16 protein-coding genes are annotated in these 17,617 nt (G+C 55.3%); all 16 read left to right on the plus strand.

Annotated features, from left to right (window positions below; all coding sequences use genetic code 11):
* Positions 1-21: 21 nt before the first annotated feature.
* The 16 genes from fabD (at position 22) to NSU14_RS13320 (ending at position 17,615) form a co-directional block, all read left to right on the plus strand.
* Positions 22-3,585 (plus strand): ACP S-malonyltransferase, encoded by a 3,564-nt coding sequence (gene fabD, locus NSU14_RS13245; RefSeq protein ID WP_042137630.1) that lies wholly within the window; start codon positions 22-24, stop codon positions 3,583-3,585.
* Positions 3,582-3,821 (plus strand): acyl carrier protein, encoded by a 240-nt coding sequence (locus tag NSU14_RS13250; RefSeq protein ID WP_340945308.1) that lies wholly within the window; start codon positions 3,582-3,584, stop codon positions 3,819-3,821. The genes fabD and NSU14_RS13250 overlap by 4 nt, the downstream gene beginning before the upstream one ends.
* Positions 3,808-5,112 (plus strand): beta-ketoacyl synthase N-terminal-like domain-containing protein, encoded by a 1,305-nt coding sequence (locus NSU14_RS13255; protein WP_340945310.1) that lies wholly within the window; start codon positions 3,808-3,810, stop codon positions 5,110-5,112. The genes NSU14_RS13250 and NSU14_RS13255 overlap by 14 nt, the downstream gene beginning before the upstream one ends.
* Complete coding sequence (locus NSU14_RS13260) at positions 5,113-6,345, plus strand: hydroxymethylglutaryl-CoA synthase family protein (RefSeq protein WP_340945314.1); 1,233 nt, start codon at positions 5,113-5,115, stop codon at positions 6,343-6,345. It abuts the gene before it with no gap.
* Positions 6,346-6,357: 12 nt separating this feature from the next.
* Positions 6,358-7,140 carry an enoyl-CoA hydratase-related protein gene (locus tag NSU14_RS13265; protein WP_340948937.1) on the plus strand — a complete coding sequence of 261 codons (783 nt, stop codon included), beginning with the start codon at positions 6,358-6,360 and terminating at the stop codon, positions 7,138-7,140.
* Positions 7,141-7,150: 10 nt separating this feature from the next.
* The gene (locus tag NSU14_RS13270) at positions 7,151-7,924 is read left to right on the plus strand and encodes a 4'-phosphopantetheinyl transferase family protein (RefSeq protein WP_076243105.1); all 774 of its coding nucleotides are present in this window, start codon (positions 7,151-7,153) and stop codon (positions 7,922-7,924) included.
* A gap of 33 nt (positions 7,925-7,957) precedes the next feature.
* Positions 7,958-8,470 carry a flavodoxin domain-containing protein gene (locus NSU14_RS13275; RefSeq protein ID WP_042137623.1) on the plus strand — a complete coding sequence of 171 codons (513 nt, stop codon included), beginning with the start codon at positions 7,958-7,960 and terminating at the stop codon, positions 8,468-8,470.
* A 31-nt stretch (positions 8,471-8,501) separates the two neighbouring features.
* Entirely contained in the window at positions 8,502-9,254 is a 753-nt protein-coding gene (locus NSU14_RS13280) for an electron transfer flavoprotein subunit beta/FixA family protein (protein WP_042137622.1), read from the plus strand.
* 139 nt (positions 9,255-9,393) lie between these two features.
* Positions 9,394-10,416, plus strand: coding sequence for an electron transfer flavoprotein subunit alpha/FixB family protein (locus tag NSU14_RS13285; protein WP_042137621.1), 1,023 nt, complete (start codon positions 9,394-9,396; stop codon positions 10,414-10,416).
* A gap of 4 nt (positions 10,417-10,420) precedes the next feature.
* Positions 10,421-10,690, plus strand: a complete 270-nt coding sequence (locus tag NSU14_RS13290; protein WP_340945322.1) for an acyl carrier protein — start codon at positions 10,421-10,423, stop codon at positions 10,688-10,690.
* Between the two features lie 26 nt (positions 10,691-10,716).
* On the plus strand, positions 10,717-11,790 hold the full coding sequence (locus NSU14_RS13295) for a 3-oxoacyl-ACP synthase III family protein (RefSeq protein WP_042137617.1): 1,074 nt from the start codon (positions 10,717-10,719) through the stop codon (positions 11,788-11,790).
* A 16-nt stretch (positions 11,791-11,806) separates the two neighbouring features.
* Positions 11,807-12,841: a hypothetical protein gene (locus NSU14_RS13300; RefSeq protein WP_039291955.1), complete on the plus strand. Its 1,035-nt coding sequence runs from the start codon at positions 11,807-11,809 to the stop codon at positions 12,839-12,841.
* 22 nt (positions 12,842-12,863) lie between these two features.
* The gene (locus NSU14_RS13305; protein WP_340945324.1) at positions 12,864-14,510 is read left to right on the plus strand and encodes a class I adenylate-forming enzyme family protein; all 1,647 of its coding nucleotides are present in this window, start codon (positions 12,864-12,866) and stop codon (positions 14,508-14,510) included.
* Between the two features lie 56 nt (positions 14,511-14,566).
* Entirely contained in the window at positions 14,567-15,721 is a 1,155-nt protein-coding gene (locus tag NSU14_RS13310) for an acyl-CoA dehydrogenase family protein (RefSeq protein WP_340945326.1), read from the plus strand.
* Positions 15,714-17,321, plus strand: a complete 1,608-nt coding sequence (locus NSU14_RS13315) for an amino acid adenylation domain-containing protein (RefSeq protein WP_340945329.1) — start codon at positions 15,714-15,716, stop codon at positions 17,319-17,321. Before NSU14_RS13310 ends, NSU14_RS13315 begins: the two co-directional genes overlap by 8 nt.
* A 30-nt stretch (positions 17,322-17,351) precedes the next feature.
* Positions 17,352-17,615 (plus strand): acyl carrier protein, encoded by a 264-nt coding sequence (locus NSU14_RS13320; RefSeq protein WP_339303507.1) that lies wholly within the window; start codon positions 17,352-17,354, stop codon positions 17,613-17,615.
* Positions 17,616-17,617: the final 2 nt, after the last annotated feature.

Below are 17,617 nucleotides of genomic sequence, written 5' to 3' on the forward strand. Positions count from 1 at the left end.
TCAAATTCAGGAGGTACCGTAATGCACAGCGAAATGGTGTTTATGTTCTCCGGGCAAGGCTCGCAATACAACAAAATGGGTCTTGAATTGTACGAGAATCAGCCTGTGTTTCGACAATCCATGGAACAGCTGGACCGTATTTTTCATGATCTGACCGGCAAAAGCGTAATAGAAGAGCTATATCTCAACACCAAGCGCAAGGGTTCCAGATTCGAGGATATCCTGTATACCCATCCCGCGATCTTCATGGTTCAATATGCGCTGGCGGAGACTTTGAAGGCTGAGGGAATGACTCCCCGCTATACGCTGGGGGTAAGCTTGGGGGAATATGTGGCGCTGGCGGTGGCTGGGGTGCTGACGGCTGAACAGGCGCTGGAGCTTATCGTGAAGCAAGTCGAGCTGCTCAAAAAGACCTGCAAAACCGGTGCGATGATTGCCATTCTGGACAATGAACAGCTGTATCACGGGAATGCGGAGCTGAATACCCGCTCGGAGCTGATTGCCGTGAACTTTGAGAAGCATTTTACAATCGCCTGCAAACGCGAGCATGTCAAAGAAATTCAGCAGTTTATCAAAGAACGTAACATCGCCAGTCTGAAGCTGCCTGTGAACTATGCCTTTCATTCCGCATCCATCGATGAACTGGAGGAGCCTTACCGTACATATTTGCAGAAGATTGACTACAAGACTCCAGCCCGGGGAATCAGTCTGGTATCGGCTATGGCCGGGGGAAGCGTGCAGGCTGTGGGAGAGTCCTTTTTGTGGGATGTGCTAAGGAAGCCGATGAATTTCCGCGGTGCACTGGAGAGTCTGTCCTCCGGCGGGGAGCGGCTGTTTCTCGACCTGGGTCCGTCAGGTACACTGGAGAATTTCAGCAAATACATTCTGGAGCAGCCTCAGGTCCGGCAGGTACGGTCTGTGATTACGCCAATGGGCAGCGAGCTGAAGAAGCTGAATGAGATCGTGGCCGAGTATGGGCAAATGAACCTTAAGAAGGAGGCGTGGGAGCCGAAGATGAAGATGAAGTCATATTTATTCCCGGGGCAAGGCGCGCAGTTCATGGGTATGGGAGGCACGCTGTTCAAGGAGTTCCCCGAATATACCGCGATTGCCGACCGGGTGTTGGGCTACTCCATTGAAGAGCTGTGTCTGAAGAACAGCAGCAGGCTGCTGGATACTACCGCTTATACACAGCCCGCGCTCTATGTCGTTAATGTCCTGTCCTATCTTAAGGAGCTGCGGGATTCCGGGGAGGCCCCCGATTTCGTAGCCGGACACAGCTTAGGCGAGTACAGTGCGCTGTATGCGGCAGGCGTGTTCGATTTCGAGACCGGTCTTAAGATTGTGCAAAAGAGAGGCGCGCTGATGAACACGGCGACCGGCGGCGGTATGGCCGCCGTCATCGGGCTGACCGAGGAAGCCATTCACCGGATTCTCGCCGACCACCGCCTCGATAAACTGGATGTGGCCAACCTGAATACGCCTACGCAGATTGCCCTTTCGGGGCTGATGGAGGATGTGCAGGCCGCCAAAGAGATTTTTGAACAGAATGGAGCTTCCGCTTATGTCGTGCTGAATGTCAGCGGCGCCTTCCACTCCCGGTATATGCGCAGCTCGGCGCTCCAATTTCAGGAGTTCCTCAGCCAGTTCGAGTTCGCTCCGCCCTCTATTCCGGTTATCGCCAACTTGACGGCGCGGCCTTATTCCGTAGGCGATGCCGTACATTATATGACAGAGCAGATGGTCAGCAGCGTGAAATGGTCCGAATCGGTCCGTTACCTCATGGGCAGGCATCCCGAAATGGAGCTGACCCAGATCGGCCCGGGTCACGTCATCGCAGGCTTGGTCAGCAAAATCAAACGGGAAGCGGAGCCGCTGATCGTGGATGATGCCGCCGAGGCCCGGCTGTTATTTGCCGAATCGGCATCAACTGCCGAAGCCGACACAGCACCGGAAGCGGCTGAGCCTGCTGTAGCATTTGAAGCCCCTGTCACAGCTGAAGCTGTTGCAGCAGTTGAGGTACAGAACACGGCTGAAGCCGCGGAACAGGAGGATGCTTCCGAGAATACTGTAATCGTTCACGCTGCAAATGCCACAAATGAAGTAGATGCGATAAATGCAGTAAATGCGGTTGAGGTCTCTGAGGTCTCTACAGGATTTGAACCGTTCGCAGCTGCGGAAGCTCCGGCCGCAGATTTCACAGTGGAGCCGGAGCCTGTCCAGACGCAGGAAGAGGCGCTGGTACAGACTGCCTTCACCGGAACCCGGCTCGGAAGCGCGGCATTCAAGCAGCGCTACGGACTGGATTATGCGTATTTGCTGGGAGGGATGAATGACGGAATCTCCTCCTCAGAACTGGTTGTACAGGCTGGCAAGACAGGCTGTCTCGCTTTTCTGGGCGCAGGCGGGATGAAGCCGGCAGAGCTTGCAGATGCCATCCGCCATATCCGCCGGGAGCTGGGCAACAGCAAATCTATTGGGGTTGCCGTAACCTATCATCCGATCTATCCGAACCGGGAAGAGGAGTTGATAGAGCTTCTGTTGAGAGAGAAGATTCAATTGGTTGAAGCCTCCTCGTACCTCACCCTGACGCCGGCGCTTGTAAAGTACCGTTTGCTGGGACTTACGAGAGCGGAGGATGGAACTGTGCACCGCGCCAACCGGATCATTGCCAAGGTATCCCGGCCGGATATCGCTACACTGTTCATGCTGCCGGCTCCGGCCCGTATCGTGGACAAGCTGCTGGCCGACCGTCAGATTACGGCAGAGCAGGCAGAGCTGGCCCGGCTTGTTCCGGTGGCGGATGATCTTTGCGCAGCAGGAGATTCGGCAGGTCCGACCGATCAGGCCAACCTTATCAGCCTGTTGCCGACGCTTTTGCGTCTGAAGAAGGAATTGTCCCGTACCTTCGCTCCGGTGCAGGAGATGCACATCGGTGCCGCCGGAGGGATTGGAACCCCGGAAGCTGCAGCTGGTGTATTCCTGATGGGCGCGGACTTTATTTTGACCGGATCGATTAATCAATGCACGGTGGAGAGCGGGGCAAGCCCGGAGGTGAAGGAGCTTCTGGAGCAGGTGAACGTCTACGACATGGCCTATGTTCCTTCCCTGGAGCTGTTCGAGCTGGGCGGCAAGGCCCAGGTCCTCAAGAAGGGGCTGTTCTTCTCGGCAAGAGCCAACAAATTGTATGAGCTGTACCGCAATACCGGCTCCATCGCGCAGCTGGACAGCAAGACGAAGTCTCAACTCGAAGACAAATATTTCGGCCAGCCGATGACGGAAGTTCTGGAGGCATGCAAGCGCGGAATGTCTGCGGAGGAGCGGGCTGCTGTCCAGGGAGATTCGAAGCAGCAGCTTGCGGCTGTCTTCAAATGGTATATCGCCAAAGGCAAGGCCTCCGCCATCGCCGGTGAATCCGGCAATAAGGTCAATTACAGCATTATGTGCGGTCCGGCCATGGGAGCCTTCAACCAGTGGGTGAAGGGTACACCGCTGGAAGCCTGGAGACACCGCCGGGCTGGCGAGATTGCTGTCAAGATGATGAACGGGGCTGCCCAGATCATAAAAGGAGAGGTTCTTGTATGAACAAAGACCAGGTACTGGAGATTATGAAGAGTAAAATGATCGATATCCTGCCGGATTTGACAGCAGAGCAGATTCACAGGGAAGCAAGCATGAAGGAGCTCGGCGCGAACTCCATTGACCGCTTTGATATTATTTCCGACACCATGGATGAGCTGAACATTAAAATCCCGCTGCTGCAGTTCGGGAGCCTGAAGAATATCGGGGAGGTCGTAGATTTCCTGCATGAAAATCTATAACGGTGCAACAGGCTGGCGGTTTGAGGATTTCCGCCCGGTGACCGTCACCGGGATGGGGGTCCTCAGCGCGGCGGCAAGCGGTATAGAAGCCTTCGGGCGATCCCTGAAAGAAGGCCGTAGCGGAATTGGCTATCTTCAGGGATTAACCTATCCGGACGGACAGCCGCTGATCGGCGCTGAGCTGCGCGAAGAAGGGCTGCAGGAATCCTTCCGACGCTATGAAGGGGATTTATCGCGGAATGCCGGCCGGTTGTTCAGAATCTCCGGCAAATCGGTTAAGGCCTCCGCACTGGCCGGAGCCGAGGCATGGCAGCAGGCGAAGCTGAATGTAAGCAGGCCGGAGGCAGAGCGGATCGGCCTGATCATTGCCGGAAGCAATATTTCTCCGGCGGTCAGCTATGCAGCAATGGTGGAATACGGACATCAGCTGGAGCTGCTGCATCCCAGATATGCGCTGAATTACATGGATACCCATCAGCTTGGGGTACTTAGTGAAATGTTCGGCATTCAGGGAGAGGGAGCGACGGTTGGCGGCGCCTCAGCCAGCGGAAATGCGGCGGTGCTGAGGGCAGCGCAATTAATCCAGCTCGGGATTGTCGATGTCTGTATGGTTATCGGACCTTTGGCCGATCTGTCCCCGCTGGAGCTGCAGGGCTTCCTCAATATTGGGGCGTACGGAGGCCGCAGCTTCCATGATGCACCCGCCTCAGCGTGCCGGCCGTTCGACAGCAGGCATGAAGGCTTCATCTTCGGGCAGGCTTCCGCCTGCCTGATCCTGGAGGGGGCGGACAGTGCCCAAGCCCGGCAAGTGGAGGTACTGGCGACTATAGCCGGCGGGGCGGCTGCTCTGGACGGACACAGCCTGTCTGATCCGAGCGAAGACGGACAGGTGCGGACGATGGAGCAGGCGCTCCGCACTGCCGGAATCGCCCCCTCTGTCATTGATTACATCAATGCGCATGGCACTTCTACACCGCTGGGGGATGTGACGGAGCTGAAATCAATCTCACGGGTGTTTGGCGGCCAGCTAAGTCACATCCGGTTGAATTCGACCAAAGCGCTGACCGGACATTGCCTGTATGCAGCCGGAGTGGTGGAAGCCGTGGCGACGATCCTCCAGCTGCAGGGGGATTTCCTTCACCCGCTGCCCTCTCTGGAGGACCCGATCAGCCGGGAGCACTATTTCGCTTCCAGCCTGGCGGAACCGGCGGGATTTACTTATGGGCTTAGCAATTCCTACGGCTTCGGAGGAATCAATACCAGCATTATCATCAGAAAAGGAGCAAGCTGAATGCGAGTAGGAATTGAGAGTATCAACTTTTACGGGGGACCGGCGGTGATCTCCGCCCGCAGTATCTTTGAAGGCAGAGGCCTTGACCTCAGCCGGTTCGATAATCTGATGATGGACCGGAAATCTGTGGGTATAGCCTGCGAAGATGCTGTAACAGGCGGAGTCAATGCGGCGAAGCCGATCATCGATGCCTTAAGCGAAGAGGACAAGAACCGGATCGAGCTGGTGATTACTGCCAGCGAGTCCGGTGTGGATTTCGGCAAATCGCTCAGTACCTATATCCATGACTATCTGGGGCTGAGCCGCCATTGCCGGTTGTTCGAGCTGAAGCAGGCCTGTTACGGCGGAACGGCCGGGCTGCACATGGCTGCCTGCTTCATCGCCTCGGGTGCTTCCCCCGGAGCCAAGGCGCTGGTCATCGCCACGGATGTAGCGAGAGCAGCAGCCAAGAGCACCTACGGTGAGCCGACTCAGGCTGTTGGAGCCGTAGCCATGCTTATCAGTGCCAATCCGGAGATTCTGGAGCTGGACTTCGGCGCAACCGGACATTACAGCTATGAGGTGATGGATACCTGCCGGCCGCTGCCGGAGATCGAGACCGGGAACCCGGATTTGTCACTGCTGTCTTATCTGGACTGCCTGGAGAATGCCTATAAGAATTATAAGGAGAAGGTGGACGGTGTCCATTTTCAGGAGACCTTTGATTTCCTGGCCTTCCATACACCCTTCGGCGGCATGGTCAAAGGCGCGCACCGCAAGCTGATCCATGAGGAGCTGAAACTGAGAGGCGCAGTAGTCCAGCAGGACTTTGACAAAAGAGTCGCCCCGTCCCTGACCTACGGCATGCAGGTGGGCAATGTCTATTCCGCAGCTTTATACCTCAGTCTGTGCAGTCTGATTGATCAGGCGGATATCTCGGATTACCACAGGGTCGGATTATTCTCTTACGGCTCAGGCTGCTCTTCCGAATTTTACAGCGGGGTGATTACGCCGGAATCCGTAAAGAAGCTAAGTACGATGAATATTCAGGCGGGGCTGGACAGCCGTTATGAGCTCAGCTTTGAGGAATATGACGACATCCTGGACCAGAATGTGGAGTGGCTTTTCGGAATCCGGGACAAGAAGGTGGATTTCTCCGGATTCAGCCGCGTCTATGATCACTTTTTCAAGGGCAAAGGTTATCTGGTTCTGACCGAAGTCGATGACTTTCACCGCAAATATGCGTGGAGCTGACAAGTGACTGCCATGGAGTATCATTCTATTGCCGTAAGTCACCTGGACGAAGGGCTCTACAGCATCCGGCTGAACCGTCCGGAGCACAAGAACAGTATCACTGCCACCCTGGTATCAGAGCTGCAGCATGCCTTAGTGATGCTGGAGGAGCTGGGCGCCTGCCGGGTGATTGTCCTTGAAGGTACGGGCGGGTATTTCTGTACCGGGATGAATTTTCAGGCGTTTACGGACGGCGAGGACGGCGCACCCGGTGATTCTGCCGCCCCGCCATCCGTAGACTTTTTGCAGACAATGAAAAGGATCGGCGAACTGTCCAAAATGGTGATCGCCAAGGTAGACGGGCAGGTGCTTGCCGGTGGGGTGGGGCTGATGGCTGCCTGTGATTATGTGGTCGCTTCGCCGCGTTCCACCTTTGCCCTGCCTGAAGCGATCTGGGGCCTCGTGCCCGCTCTCGTCAGTCCTTATCTAATCCGGCGGACCGGCTATTGGCAGGCATACAAGATGACCTTGACCACACTGCCCTTGTCCTCGGAAGAAGCGCTAGGGTGCAGACTCGCCGATGAAGTGAGTGCTGACCCGGATGCCAGCATTCTGCGGCTATACCGGAGAATCAGCCGGATCACGCCGCAGACAGTAAGGGAGATCAAAGGCTATTTCCGGCAAATGTGGATTATCAACGAAACGATGGAACATGCCGCCGTAGCCGAGATTGACAAGCTGACCGCTTCCGCAGAAGTCAGAGAGAACATTCAGAATTATGTGCGTTACAAAAGATTTCCCTGGGAAAAAGAATAGGGGCACAGAGATGCTATATACAACCTTCGCAAGGCAATACGAACAGTTCCTCTCCCAGACGGTAAGAAGGATCAGCTTTGAGCTGGAAGGCCCGGAGGATCGTTATGGGCTGAAGCTGAGTGTGGTCTCCCTGCCGCCGGAGGACGGGCCACTGGATTATCTGAGTGCGGCGGAGAAGGAGCAATACTCCGGGTTCAAATATCCCAGACGCCGCAACAGCTACCTGCTCGGCAAGCTGGCCGCCAAGATGGCTGTGGCCGGGGAGCAGGATGATCTGTCCGAAATTCAGGTTGATCACGGAATTCTGTGCCAGCCGCTGGTAGCCGGAAGCGACCGGAAGATTACGATTACCCATTGCGACACCCTGGGAGCGGCGGTTGATTATGACCCGCGTCTTCTGCTGGGTGTTGACATGGAGCTTGTGGATGAGAAGGCGATGGACGCGTTAAGAAGAATTACCTCCAAGGAGGAAGAGGCGCTGATGAAGGACCTTGGACCTGAGCTTGCGCCAACGCACTTCCTGACCCTGCTCTGGACGGCCAAGGAAGCGATGTCCAAAGTGCTTCAGACCGGCTTCACCGTTCCCACCGACCTGTTCGAAATCAAAGCGTGCACCCGCGGTGAGCAGGGAGTGATTAGCCAGTTCAAGAATTTCCCGCAATTCAAGGCCATATCCGTTCTGCGCCGTGAATATGTTTTTACCATTGTGCTTCCGGCCAAGGCCATGACTGACGGCTCGGAAGCCCGGTTATTGCAATGTCTGCAAGAAATGCTGCCATTATAACGTATGAGTATCAACCATTTCAGGAGGTGCTTTATGAAAAGTCTCGTCCTTTACACAAGCGTCTACGGAAGTACGAAGCAGTATGCGGAATGGATCGCGGAGGAGCTTGGAGCCGATCTCGCGGACATCGACACGTTTGACATTAAGCAGGCAGGCCAGTATGACACCGTAATTATAGGTACCTATGTGCGGGTACAGAAGCTGGTCATCGCCGATTATCTCAAGAAGGTCTGGGACCAGCTGCAGCATAAGAAGGTCATCCTCTTTTCCGTCTCCAAAACACCTGTGCAAAGCGAAGCCTCCATCAAGAACTACAACAAAAGCATTCCCGAAAAAATCCGTGCCGGGCTGAAATATTTCCCGCTGGAAGGCCGGTTTAACTTTGAACAGCTGGCCGACAAGGATAAAACCATGATGAAGGTCGGACAGAAAATGACCCGGCTGTTCATGGGCAAGGAAATGGCAGAAGAAATGGTCAGAAACTGCGACGATGTGCGCAAAGAAAACATTTCGCCGATTCTTCAGGAACTGCGCCAAACCTCATGAGCAGAACCTTGTCCAGGAAGGAGTGAGCGGATTGCAAATAGCAGTATGTGTCAAGCAGGTACCCTCCGCTCACATGGGGCCTGTTATGAACCCGGCGGATGTCTTTGCCCTGGAAGAGGCGCTGCGGATCAGGGAGCGCCAGGGCGGGAGCGTAACCGCCGTAAGTATGGGAGCAGAATCCGCAGCCCAGATCTTGCGGAGCTGCATCTCACTGGGTGCGGATGCAGGCGTGCTGCTGACCGACAGGCTGTTCGCGGGTGGGGACACACTCGCAACGGCCACTGTGCTCTCCCGTGGGCTTGAGCTAATAGGCAAGCCGGATCTGATTCTCTGCGGCACCCATTCGACAGATGGGGAGACCGCACAGGTCGGTCCGGCCCTGGCGGAGAAGCTGGGCACTGCGCACACCACGCATGTGCTGGATATCCTCGCCCTGGAAGAGCGGCACATCACCTGCAGGCGGATGACAGAGACCGGTTTTGAAATTGTGCAGCTGATGCTCCCGGCCCTGATAACGGTGCATAAAGGCATTAATCAGCCGCGGATGGCGACCATTAATGGAATTCTGAAGGCTAACCGCTGTGAAATCACCAGGCTGTCCGCCCAGGACCTGAGCCTGGACAAGCAAGCCTGCGGGCTTGCGGGATCGCCTACCCGGGTGCAGGCAACCCGGAATGCCGCAGACCGGCAAGTGCCCTTCACCGTAAGCGGCAAGAGCCTGCGGGAGCAGATTGAGGAGATCGCGCAGCTTTTGACAGATAAGAATATGTCACCAAGTATATGATGCTTTTTCTAAAATATAAGAATTTATATGTTTCACATGATAACTTATCCTTCTATTTCTCGCTGAAACAGTACCGTCCTTACAAAAGGACGGCAAAGCCGTTTCCACTTGTTATTTTCATTCAGATAAGGAGGCTTCCATGCCGGATCAGAGCCTGCGGGCCAGAGAATATGAAGGTCTCATGATTGCCGGTGAATACGCGGAAGGACAGCTTAGCCCGGCTGTATATGAGCTGCTGGGCTCAGCCCGTGAGCTGAACCGGAAACTGCAGACGGACATTGCCGTCGTGCTTATCGGAAGCGGTACTTCAGCCTATGCGCCCTCTTGCGTCAGCCATGGCGCGGACACCGTCTATGCGCTCGATCAGCCCGGCCTCAGTCCGCTTAGCGAAGAGGTTTATACGGAGCTGCTGCATCAGCTGGTATTGGAGGTTAAACCGGAAATCCTGCTGCTTCCCTCCACTATACATAGCAAATCCATCGCTGCTAGATTAGCTGCAAGGCTTAACACCGGCTTAACTGCGGATTGCACAGAGCTTGACATTGATCTGCCTAGCCGGGTGCTGCTGCAGATCCGGCCAGCACGGGAAGGGGCGTTAATGGCGACCATCTGCTGCCCGGAGGCCAGACCGCAAATGGCGACAGTCCGGCCCGGGGCCATGTCCCCTTGCGTACCCGATCCGTACCGGACCGGACGGATTATTCATCCGCAGCTCCAGCTTCCATCCGTGCTACGCACCTCTATCCTTGAGGTGATCAAGAGCAGAGAAGCGCCGGGCTCCGCCGCTTCCGGTATTATCGTCGCCGCAGGACGGGGCGTGTGCAGCAAGGAAGGAATGGAGCTGGTCCGAGAGCTTGCCGCATGCCTGGGTGCAGAGCTGGGTGCAACAAGACCGGTGATTGACCAGGGCTGGCTGGATTATTCCCGGCAGATTGGCTTAACAGGCCGGAATGTGAGCGGCAGAATCTATATCGCGGTCGGCATCTCGGGAGCGGTTCAGCATACTGTGGGCATCCGCAGAATGGACACCGTGATTGCTATCAACAGGGACAGGACAGCCCCTATTCTGGGACTGGCTGCGCACGGTATTGTTGCCGATCTGTTCGAGGCGGTGCCGCTCCTGATTGAACAGGTTAGACAAAACATAACAGTAGGCAGGTGAGCATATGGAAGAACGGATAAGCTTTGCACAGTTCCAGGGAATCTTTGCCGAATATTTGGGGATTGAGGTTTCAAGACTGACCCCGGAGGTCAATCTGCTGCTGGAGCTGGGGGTCGATTCTTTATCTTTGGTCAATGTGATGCTTAGGCTCGAAAGAGAGTACCAGGTCATGTTCAATCCCGAAGACCGGGTAATGACCCGGACACTGGGCGAAGCCTATGAGCTGTTTGACAACTATAGAAGTTTGGTCCTTGACGCGCAGACCGGCAGTTAATCATCTTGATGCAGAGGAGCATGACCATGTTGAATCTGTCTATACGTGCCCTATCCTATTACATCCCCAAGGGGCGGATGACCAACGGGGAGATTGTAGATTTGTTCGCTGAGAAGTACTTTCAGCATCTGCCGGAGGATGATCTGGAGCAGCTGGTGTACGGCAGCAAGCGCAAGCTCGATTTTCTGGAAATTACGACCCGTTCCTGCTCAGCGGACTACCGGGAGGAAAGCTCTGTGCAGATGGCCGTTAAGGTCTCGCGGGAAGCGATCAGCAAAGCGGGCATCACAGCAAGCGAAATTGATCTGCTGCTGTTCGTGGGTGTGTGCAATCCCTTCCGCGAACCGTCTTATGCGATTATCCTGGCGCATGAGCTGGGAATGACCCGGGGCAATTATTACGACATCAACGACACCTGCAACGGGTTCCTGAAAGCGATGGAGCTGTCCAGCCTCTACATTCAATCGGGCAAATACCGCAATATCCTCGTTGTAACCAGTGAGAATCCGCTGGAGCTGCTGGAGGCCTCCAATTATGCAGGCAAGGTCGGCAGTCTTGAAGAAGCGGATTACAAAATGAATCTGCTGTTCGCCGGGGCCGGAGCCGCTGCGATGCTGCTGAGTGCTGACAATGGCGAGAAGTCCATCCAGTACTACGGGGAGCAGAGAAACCATGCGGATTGGGAGCTGTCGCTCTATGTATCGCCCAAAATCCATATGCCCGCACCAAGGTTCGAGGGAATGGATTTCATGAGCTGGGCGGACGGACGCGGAATTGCCGCCAAGGTCATCCGTGACATGCCCGGCTTTGTCTATGAATTCCTGGAGGAGCATGAGCTGCGCAAAGACAACATTGATTACATCTTCTCCCATCAGCTGGGCCGCAATATCACCAACTCGCTCCTGAACAAGCTGGAGGTCAGGACGGAGAAAGTCTTCCCCGTCAATACCTTCCCCGAGAACGGCAACATGGGGAGCGCCAATATTCCCGCCGGTCTGGCGATCGCCGAGGAGCAGGGGCTGCTGCGTAAGGGAGACTCGATCCTGCTGCTGGGCAGTGCCTGCGGCTTAACCTATGCGGCGGCATATCTCATATGGTAAGGGAGGAACGCAGACTATGACGGCCACGAATTTTCCCGTTCCCAAGCTGATCGTAAGAGAACCGCTCGATAAAGCAATCATCCGCAAAAAGGTCGCCTACGGCAACTATTCCTGCACGGACAAGCTCGTGCCCATGATCAGGGCGCGGGGCACCAACCTGCAGACGGATGATGAAGGGAATCTGCATATTATCGGCTGGCAGCGGGATATCACCCGCATGCGCAAGCAGGATGTCTCCCTGTCCTTCATGGTTCATCTCACCGTCAGCCCGGACGGACTGATTCTGGAAGCGGCGGTGGATGATCTTTTTAACGGAGGCAAGGGTGTGCTCTGTTCGAGGGATTACTTGGAGCAGAAGCTGAAGGAGGAGCTGGAGGGTCAGTGGTTTGACAAAAAACTCGCTGCCCGGCTCCGCTTTGACCGGTTTAAATGTTTTCATATTTTTGAGATTATGAGCGGGATCTACAGCTCCTATTTCATGCACAAGCAGCATGGGGACACTGGACCCGGCGCTTTATTTTATGAGGAAGATATCGTAGACATTTACGCTGCTGAAGGCAATCTGTATTTGACCGGGCTCCAGGCGTTCAGCGGTAAGGAGGACATCAAGTATACGGTCGTCCTGTACGATGTGTTCAATCATATTACCTTCGACCAGGAAGGTTATATGAAGCTGAAATCTCCGATTCTGGCGGAGTTCTACCTGGACGGGGAGCTGGTCCATACAGACGAAATCTATCAGAAGGACAAGGATTATATCTTCATCCGTATGCAGAAATTTCTGTTCGTATGCGTGGAGAAGCTGAAGGCGGTACTGTTTCCGGATTTTGCGGACAAAATGATGAACACCAATCTGGCTCCCGGAGCGTTTATCGGGATCATCATGCAGGCCATCGGCATCCGTTCGTTCTCGAACAACTTCAATTATATCCAGTATATTATGACGGCCATGCAGCGCCCCCGCAGGCTGCCGGGCTGTATCGGCGCCATTCTGAATGAGGAAGAGGCAGCGCAGCATTTCGAAGGCTTTGATTTATCCTATTTGGGTTAACAAAGGAGACTAGGGCACACCGATGATCCAATATGAACGTTTGACCATTGACTGCGTGCTGGATACATTACAAAGGGATTTCCCGGACAAGCCTGCGGTGGTGTTCGAGCAGGAGACTGTCACCTTCGCGCAGCTGTATGACTATTCCCTCACCATTGCCGGCAATTTGCTGGACCTCGGGATTAAGAAGAACGACAAGGTGGCCGTGCTGCTGCCCAACAGTCTTGAATATCTGTACGTCTACTTCGCCCTGTTCAAAATCGGCGCGTGGATTGTTCCTGTCAGCACAAGGTATGAGCCGGATGAAATCCGGCGGATTCTGGATAATTCCGATGCGGAGACGATCATTTACCAGGACCGGCTGGGCATTTTTAACTATGAGGAAATTCTCTTGTCCGGGCTTCGTCCCGAACTGCCGGCGATCCGGAATTATATCGTGCTTGGCGATGAACCTGCACCGGGCAGCATGTCTTTTGCCAGGCTGCTGAAGCCGCTCACAGTCCCTTTTCAGGACAGACAGCTCGAAGCTATTGATCCTGAGGATATTGCGATTCTCGGCTATACTTCCGGAACCACCGGCCACCCCAAAGGCGTGATGATCACGCACCGCAATCTGGTGGCCACCTCATACTATGGCGGACAGCTGCTGGATATACACGATGATATCGGCTTCTCGATTGCTCCTCTCTATGCTGCGCAGGGCTTCAATGCCGTGCTCGTCTACTTTGTCTCCTGTATCACGATGAAATGGATCTCCAACTTCAATCCGAATGATATTCTGACCCATGTCGCCAAAAACGGGATCAACCTCTTTCACACCCAGCCGACGATGTGGAGCCTGATCCTGGCCATGCCTTACTGCAAGCCCGGGCTGTTCAGGGAGCTGCGCAAGGTGGTGGTCTCCGGTTCCCTCTGTACCCCATATTTAGCCCGCTCCATCGAGGAAACGACCCGCTGCACGCTAATCAATGCTTACGGCATTATTGAAGCTACGGGTCTGGTCACAATGACCCGGCTGGATGATCCGCCGGAGGTCCGGCTGAACACCGTCGGCAGGCCGATTGAAGGCTTCGAGGTCAAGATTGTAGACCGGGACCGCAAGGAGCTGCCGAGGGGCGAGATCGGGGAGCTGGCAATCAGGGGTTATCTGATGAAGGGCTACTACAACAACGAAGCCAAGACGCGTGAGGTAATTGACGAGGAAGGCTGGCTGTACACCGGCGATTTGGCCTGCTATTACAAGGACGGCGTCAATATTTGCATTGCCGGCCGCATCAAGGATATGGTCATCCGCGGCGGCTTCAATGTCTACCCGGTAGATATTGAAGAATGTGTGCTGAACATGGACAAGGTTGAGGATGTATCGGTTGTCGGGGAGCCGGACGAGATTCTGGGTGAGGCCCTGGCTGCTTTTGTGATCCCAAGGCCCGGAGTTCTGCTTACCGAAGGTGAGGTCAAAGCCTATTGCCGCGGCAAAATCGCCAACTATAAGGTTCCAGACCGGGTGCATCTCGTCTCCCAGCTGCCGGTGCTGGAATCCGGGAAGGTGCAGAAGAACATCCTCCGAAGATGGGCTGTAGAGGGGATTCCGGCGGAAAGCCAGTTTTTGCTCAATGACATGATCGTCAGAGGCATGGCCGGGGAGCTGCAAGATAACCCCGCAAAGTGAGGCTTTGGCTTCAAATTCTTATATTTCAATAAATCACAGGTCGAGGGGCGCTTATTGTGGATTTCAGCTATACCGTGGAGCAGCGGCAGATCTGCGGCTTAATGGAGGAATGTTGTGAGCGGTATTTGAATGACGGAGTGTATGCGGATGACGAGAGCGGCACCTTCCGCAGGGATAAGTGGTCCCGATTAGCCGGTACCGGCTTGCTCGGGCTTCCCTTTCCGGCAGCGTATGGAGGAGCGGAGCAGGGAATGCTGACCACGGCGCTGGCGATCCGTTCGCTGGCGCGCCGCTGCCAGGATGAAGGCCTGGTCTTCTCGGTATGCGCTCAAATGTCGGCGGCCCAAGTGCCGCTATGGGTATACGGCAGTGAGGAGCAGCAGGCCGGGTATCTGGCACCGCTCATTGATGGAAGATTCATCGGCAGCAGCGTAATTACGGAACCTGGGGCGGGCTCTGATTCTTCCGCCATGACCACCACTGTCGAGAAGGAACCGGAAGGCTATATCCTGAACGGCATCAAAACCTTTGCAACACTCGCCCCGGAGTCCGACATCCTGCTGGTGTATGGCAAGCATGCGAATGGACTGCCCATGCTGGATGTGTCGGCCTTTATTCTGGAAGCTCGGCAGCAGGAATACGAGATTGGACAGGTCTTCGGGAAGATGGGCCTGCGGACCAGCCCGATGAGTGAGGTTCTGCTGAACCACACCCGCATTCCGGCACACAGGCTGCTGGGACGGGAACGGCAAGGGATGGGTATTTTTTTCAAGGCGATGCTGTGGGAGCGGATTATAGTCAGTGCTTATCATGTCGGAGCCATGGAACAGCAGTATGAACAGACCTATCAGTATGCGGGCCAGAGGAAGCAATTCGGGCAGGCCATCCGCTCCTTCGAGGGTGTCTATGACAAGCTGGTCCAGATGAGAATCCGGATGGAAACAAGCAGGCTGATGCTGTATAAGGTGTGCGAGGACTTTGACCAGGGCCGCTGCGGAATGCACAGCGCCTCCATGCTGAAGCTGCATACCTCCGAATCCAAGGTGCAGAACAGCCTTGCGGCGGTACAAATCTGGGGAGCTTACGGCTATGTGAAGGAGAGCCCGCCGGAGAAGCAGATGCGGGATTCCCTTGCTTCCAAGCTGTACTCGGGAACGAGCGAGATGCAGAAGAAAATTATGCTGGAAGGTCTGGGGGAAGGGTATGAGTGATTTCCTGCTTCAGCATTACCTGCTCCGCAGCGCTGAGCGCTGCCCCGACCAGACTGCGCTGCGCTTTGAAGGCAGGGAGCTAAGCTATGGCGGGCTGCTTCGGCGCAGTATTCAAATCTCAGATGCACTGATCGATACCGGCATGGAGCCGGGGGAGACCGCTGCAATCTGTCTGGACAAGTCCCCGCAGGCGGTATGCGCCATGTTCGGCGTGCTGTTCACCGCAGGGACGTACATTCCGCTGGACACGAGCTACTCTCCTGTACACAGAATGTTGACCATTCTGGAGCAGAGCGGGACGCGGTTTCTGGTTACTGATGGTGCGAACCTGCTGAAGCTGCTGCAAGGTGCGAATCCAGAGCAATGGGAGCGGCTGAGGTTACTTCATATACTGCTGGTGGAGGGGGGCACCGAACTGGACGACGCAGATTTTGTCAAGATCGTACATGCTTCGCTGGAACAGCCCCTGCGCCATTTGTACAAGAGCAGAAGACAGCCGATCAGCGAGGATCTGGCTTATATTCTGTACACTTCAGGCTCCACAGGAGTACCCAAAGGCGTGATGATTACCCACCTGAATGCCAGAACCTTCATTGACTGGTGCTGCGGTTACTTCAAACCGGAAGAACATGAACGCTTCGCGGCCATCGCACCTTTTCATTTTGATCTTTCGGTGTTTGATATTTTCGTGCCGGTTGCTGTAGGGGCAACGCTCGTCCTCCTGACGGCTGAGGTCATTCAGCATCCGGCGCGTTTTACCAAGGCCATCGAACAGGGGGAAATTAGCTGGGTCTATTCCGTGCCTTCACTCTGGGCTGCCGTGGTCCAATACGGCCGGTTGCCGGCAGGCGGGCTGCCTTCGCTGCGTGGCGTGCTGTTTGCGGGCGAGGTTCTGCAGCCGAAGCTGCTGCACCAGGTGATGGAGCTGCTGCCAGAGGCGGATTTCTACAATCTGTACGGGCTGATTGAAACCAACGTCTGTACCTATTATCCGCTGAGCGAGCAAGACGGTATACACGGCACTCCCGTACCAATCGGGTATCCTTGCGGCAATACCGGAGTTGTGGTGGTAACCTCTGACGGACGTCTTGCCGGTACGGGTGAAGAGGGGGAAATCTGCGTAAGAGGCTCGATTGTCATGAAGGGCTACTACCGCAATCCCCGGCTCACGCAGGAGAGCTTCCGCAGTATACCGCCGGACTGGGGTCTTGGAGACAAGCTCTACTGTACCGGGGACATGGCTACGGTTAACGAAGACGGAGCGCTCGTCCTGATTGGCCGTAAAGACGCCTTGATTAAGCGTTCCGGCTTTCGCATTGAGCTGCCGGAGATTGAACGCGTACTGCATGACATGGAGAATATTCTGGATGCCGCTGTCGTTGATATTCAGGATGGTGAAGGCCATCCGCTGATCTGCGCTGCCGTGGTTGTGCATGAAGCTGGCAGCTTCACCGTCCTTGGGCTGAAGCAGGCTGTCGGCAAGCTGCTGCCCCGGTATATGATTCCCGATATGGTGCATGTTTTTGACAGCTTCCCTACAGGGGGGAGCGGCAAGGTTGACCGGCAGCAATTGAAGCATGAATTCCGCAAGCGGCTCTGAAGGAAGATGAGGGGAGAGAAGACTGTGCAGATGCAGGACAAGCTGTATGAGATTATAGCCAGCGTATGCTACTTCGACAAGGAGGAGCTGCATCCCGGCTTGTCGGTTGAGGGTGATCTGGCCATTACCTCGGTGATGATTGTGGAGATTATCGCGATGGTGGAGAGCAGGCTTGACGTGAACCTGGAAGAGCATGTAGATGAGCTGCTCAGCTGTGAGACGCTGGGCGAGCTGACTGCGCTGACCGCTGAGCTGAGCAGTGAACATCCGCAGGGCAGCCTGCCCGGGAGGTGAGA

Source organism: Paenibacillus sp. FSL R10-2771 (genome assembly GCF_038000205.1).
In the GTDB taxonomy this organism is placed as follows: domain Bacteria; phylum Bacillota; class Bacilli; order Paenibacillales; family Paenibacillaceae; genus Paenibacillus_AQ; species Paenibacillus_AQ phytohabitans.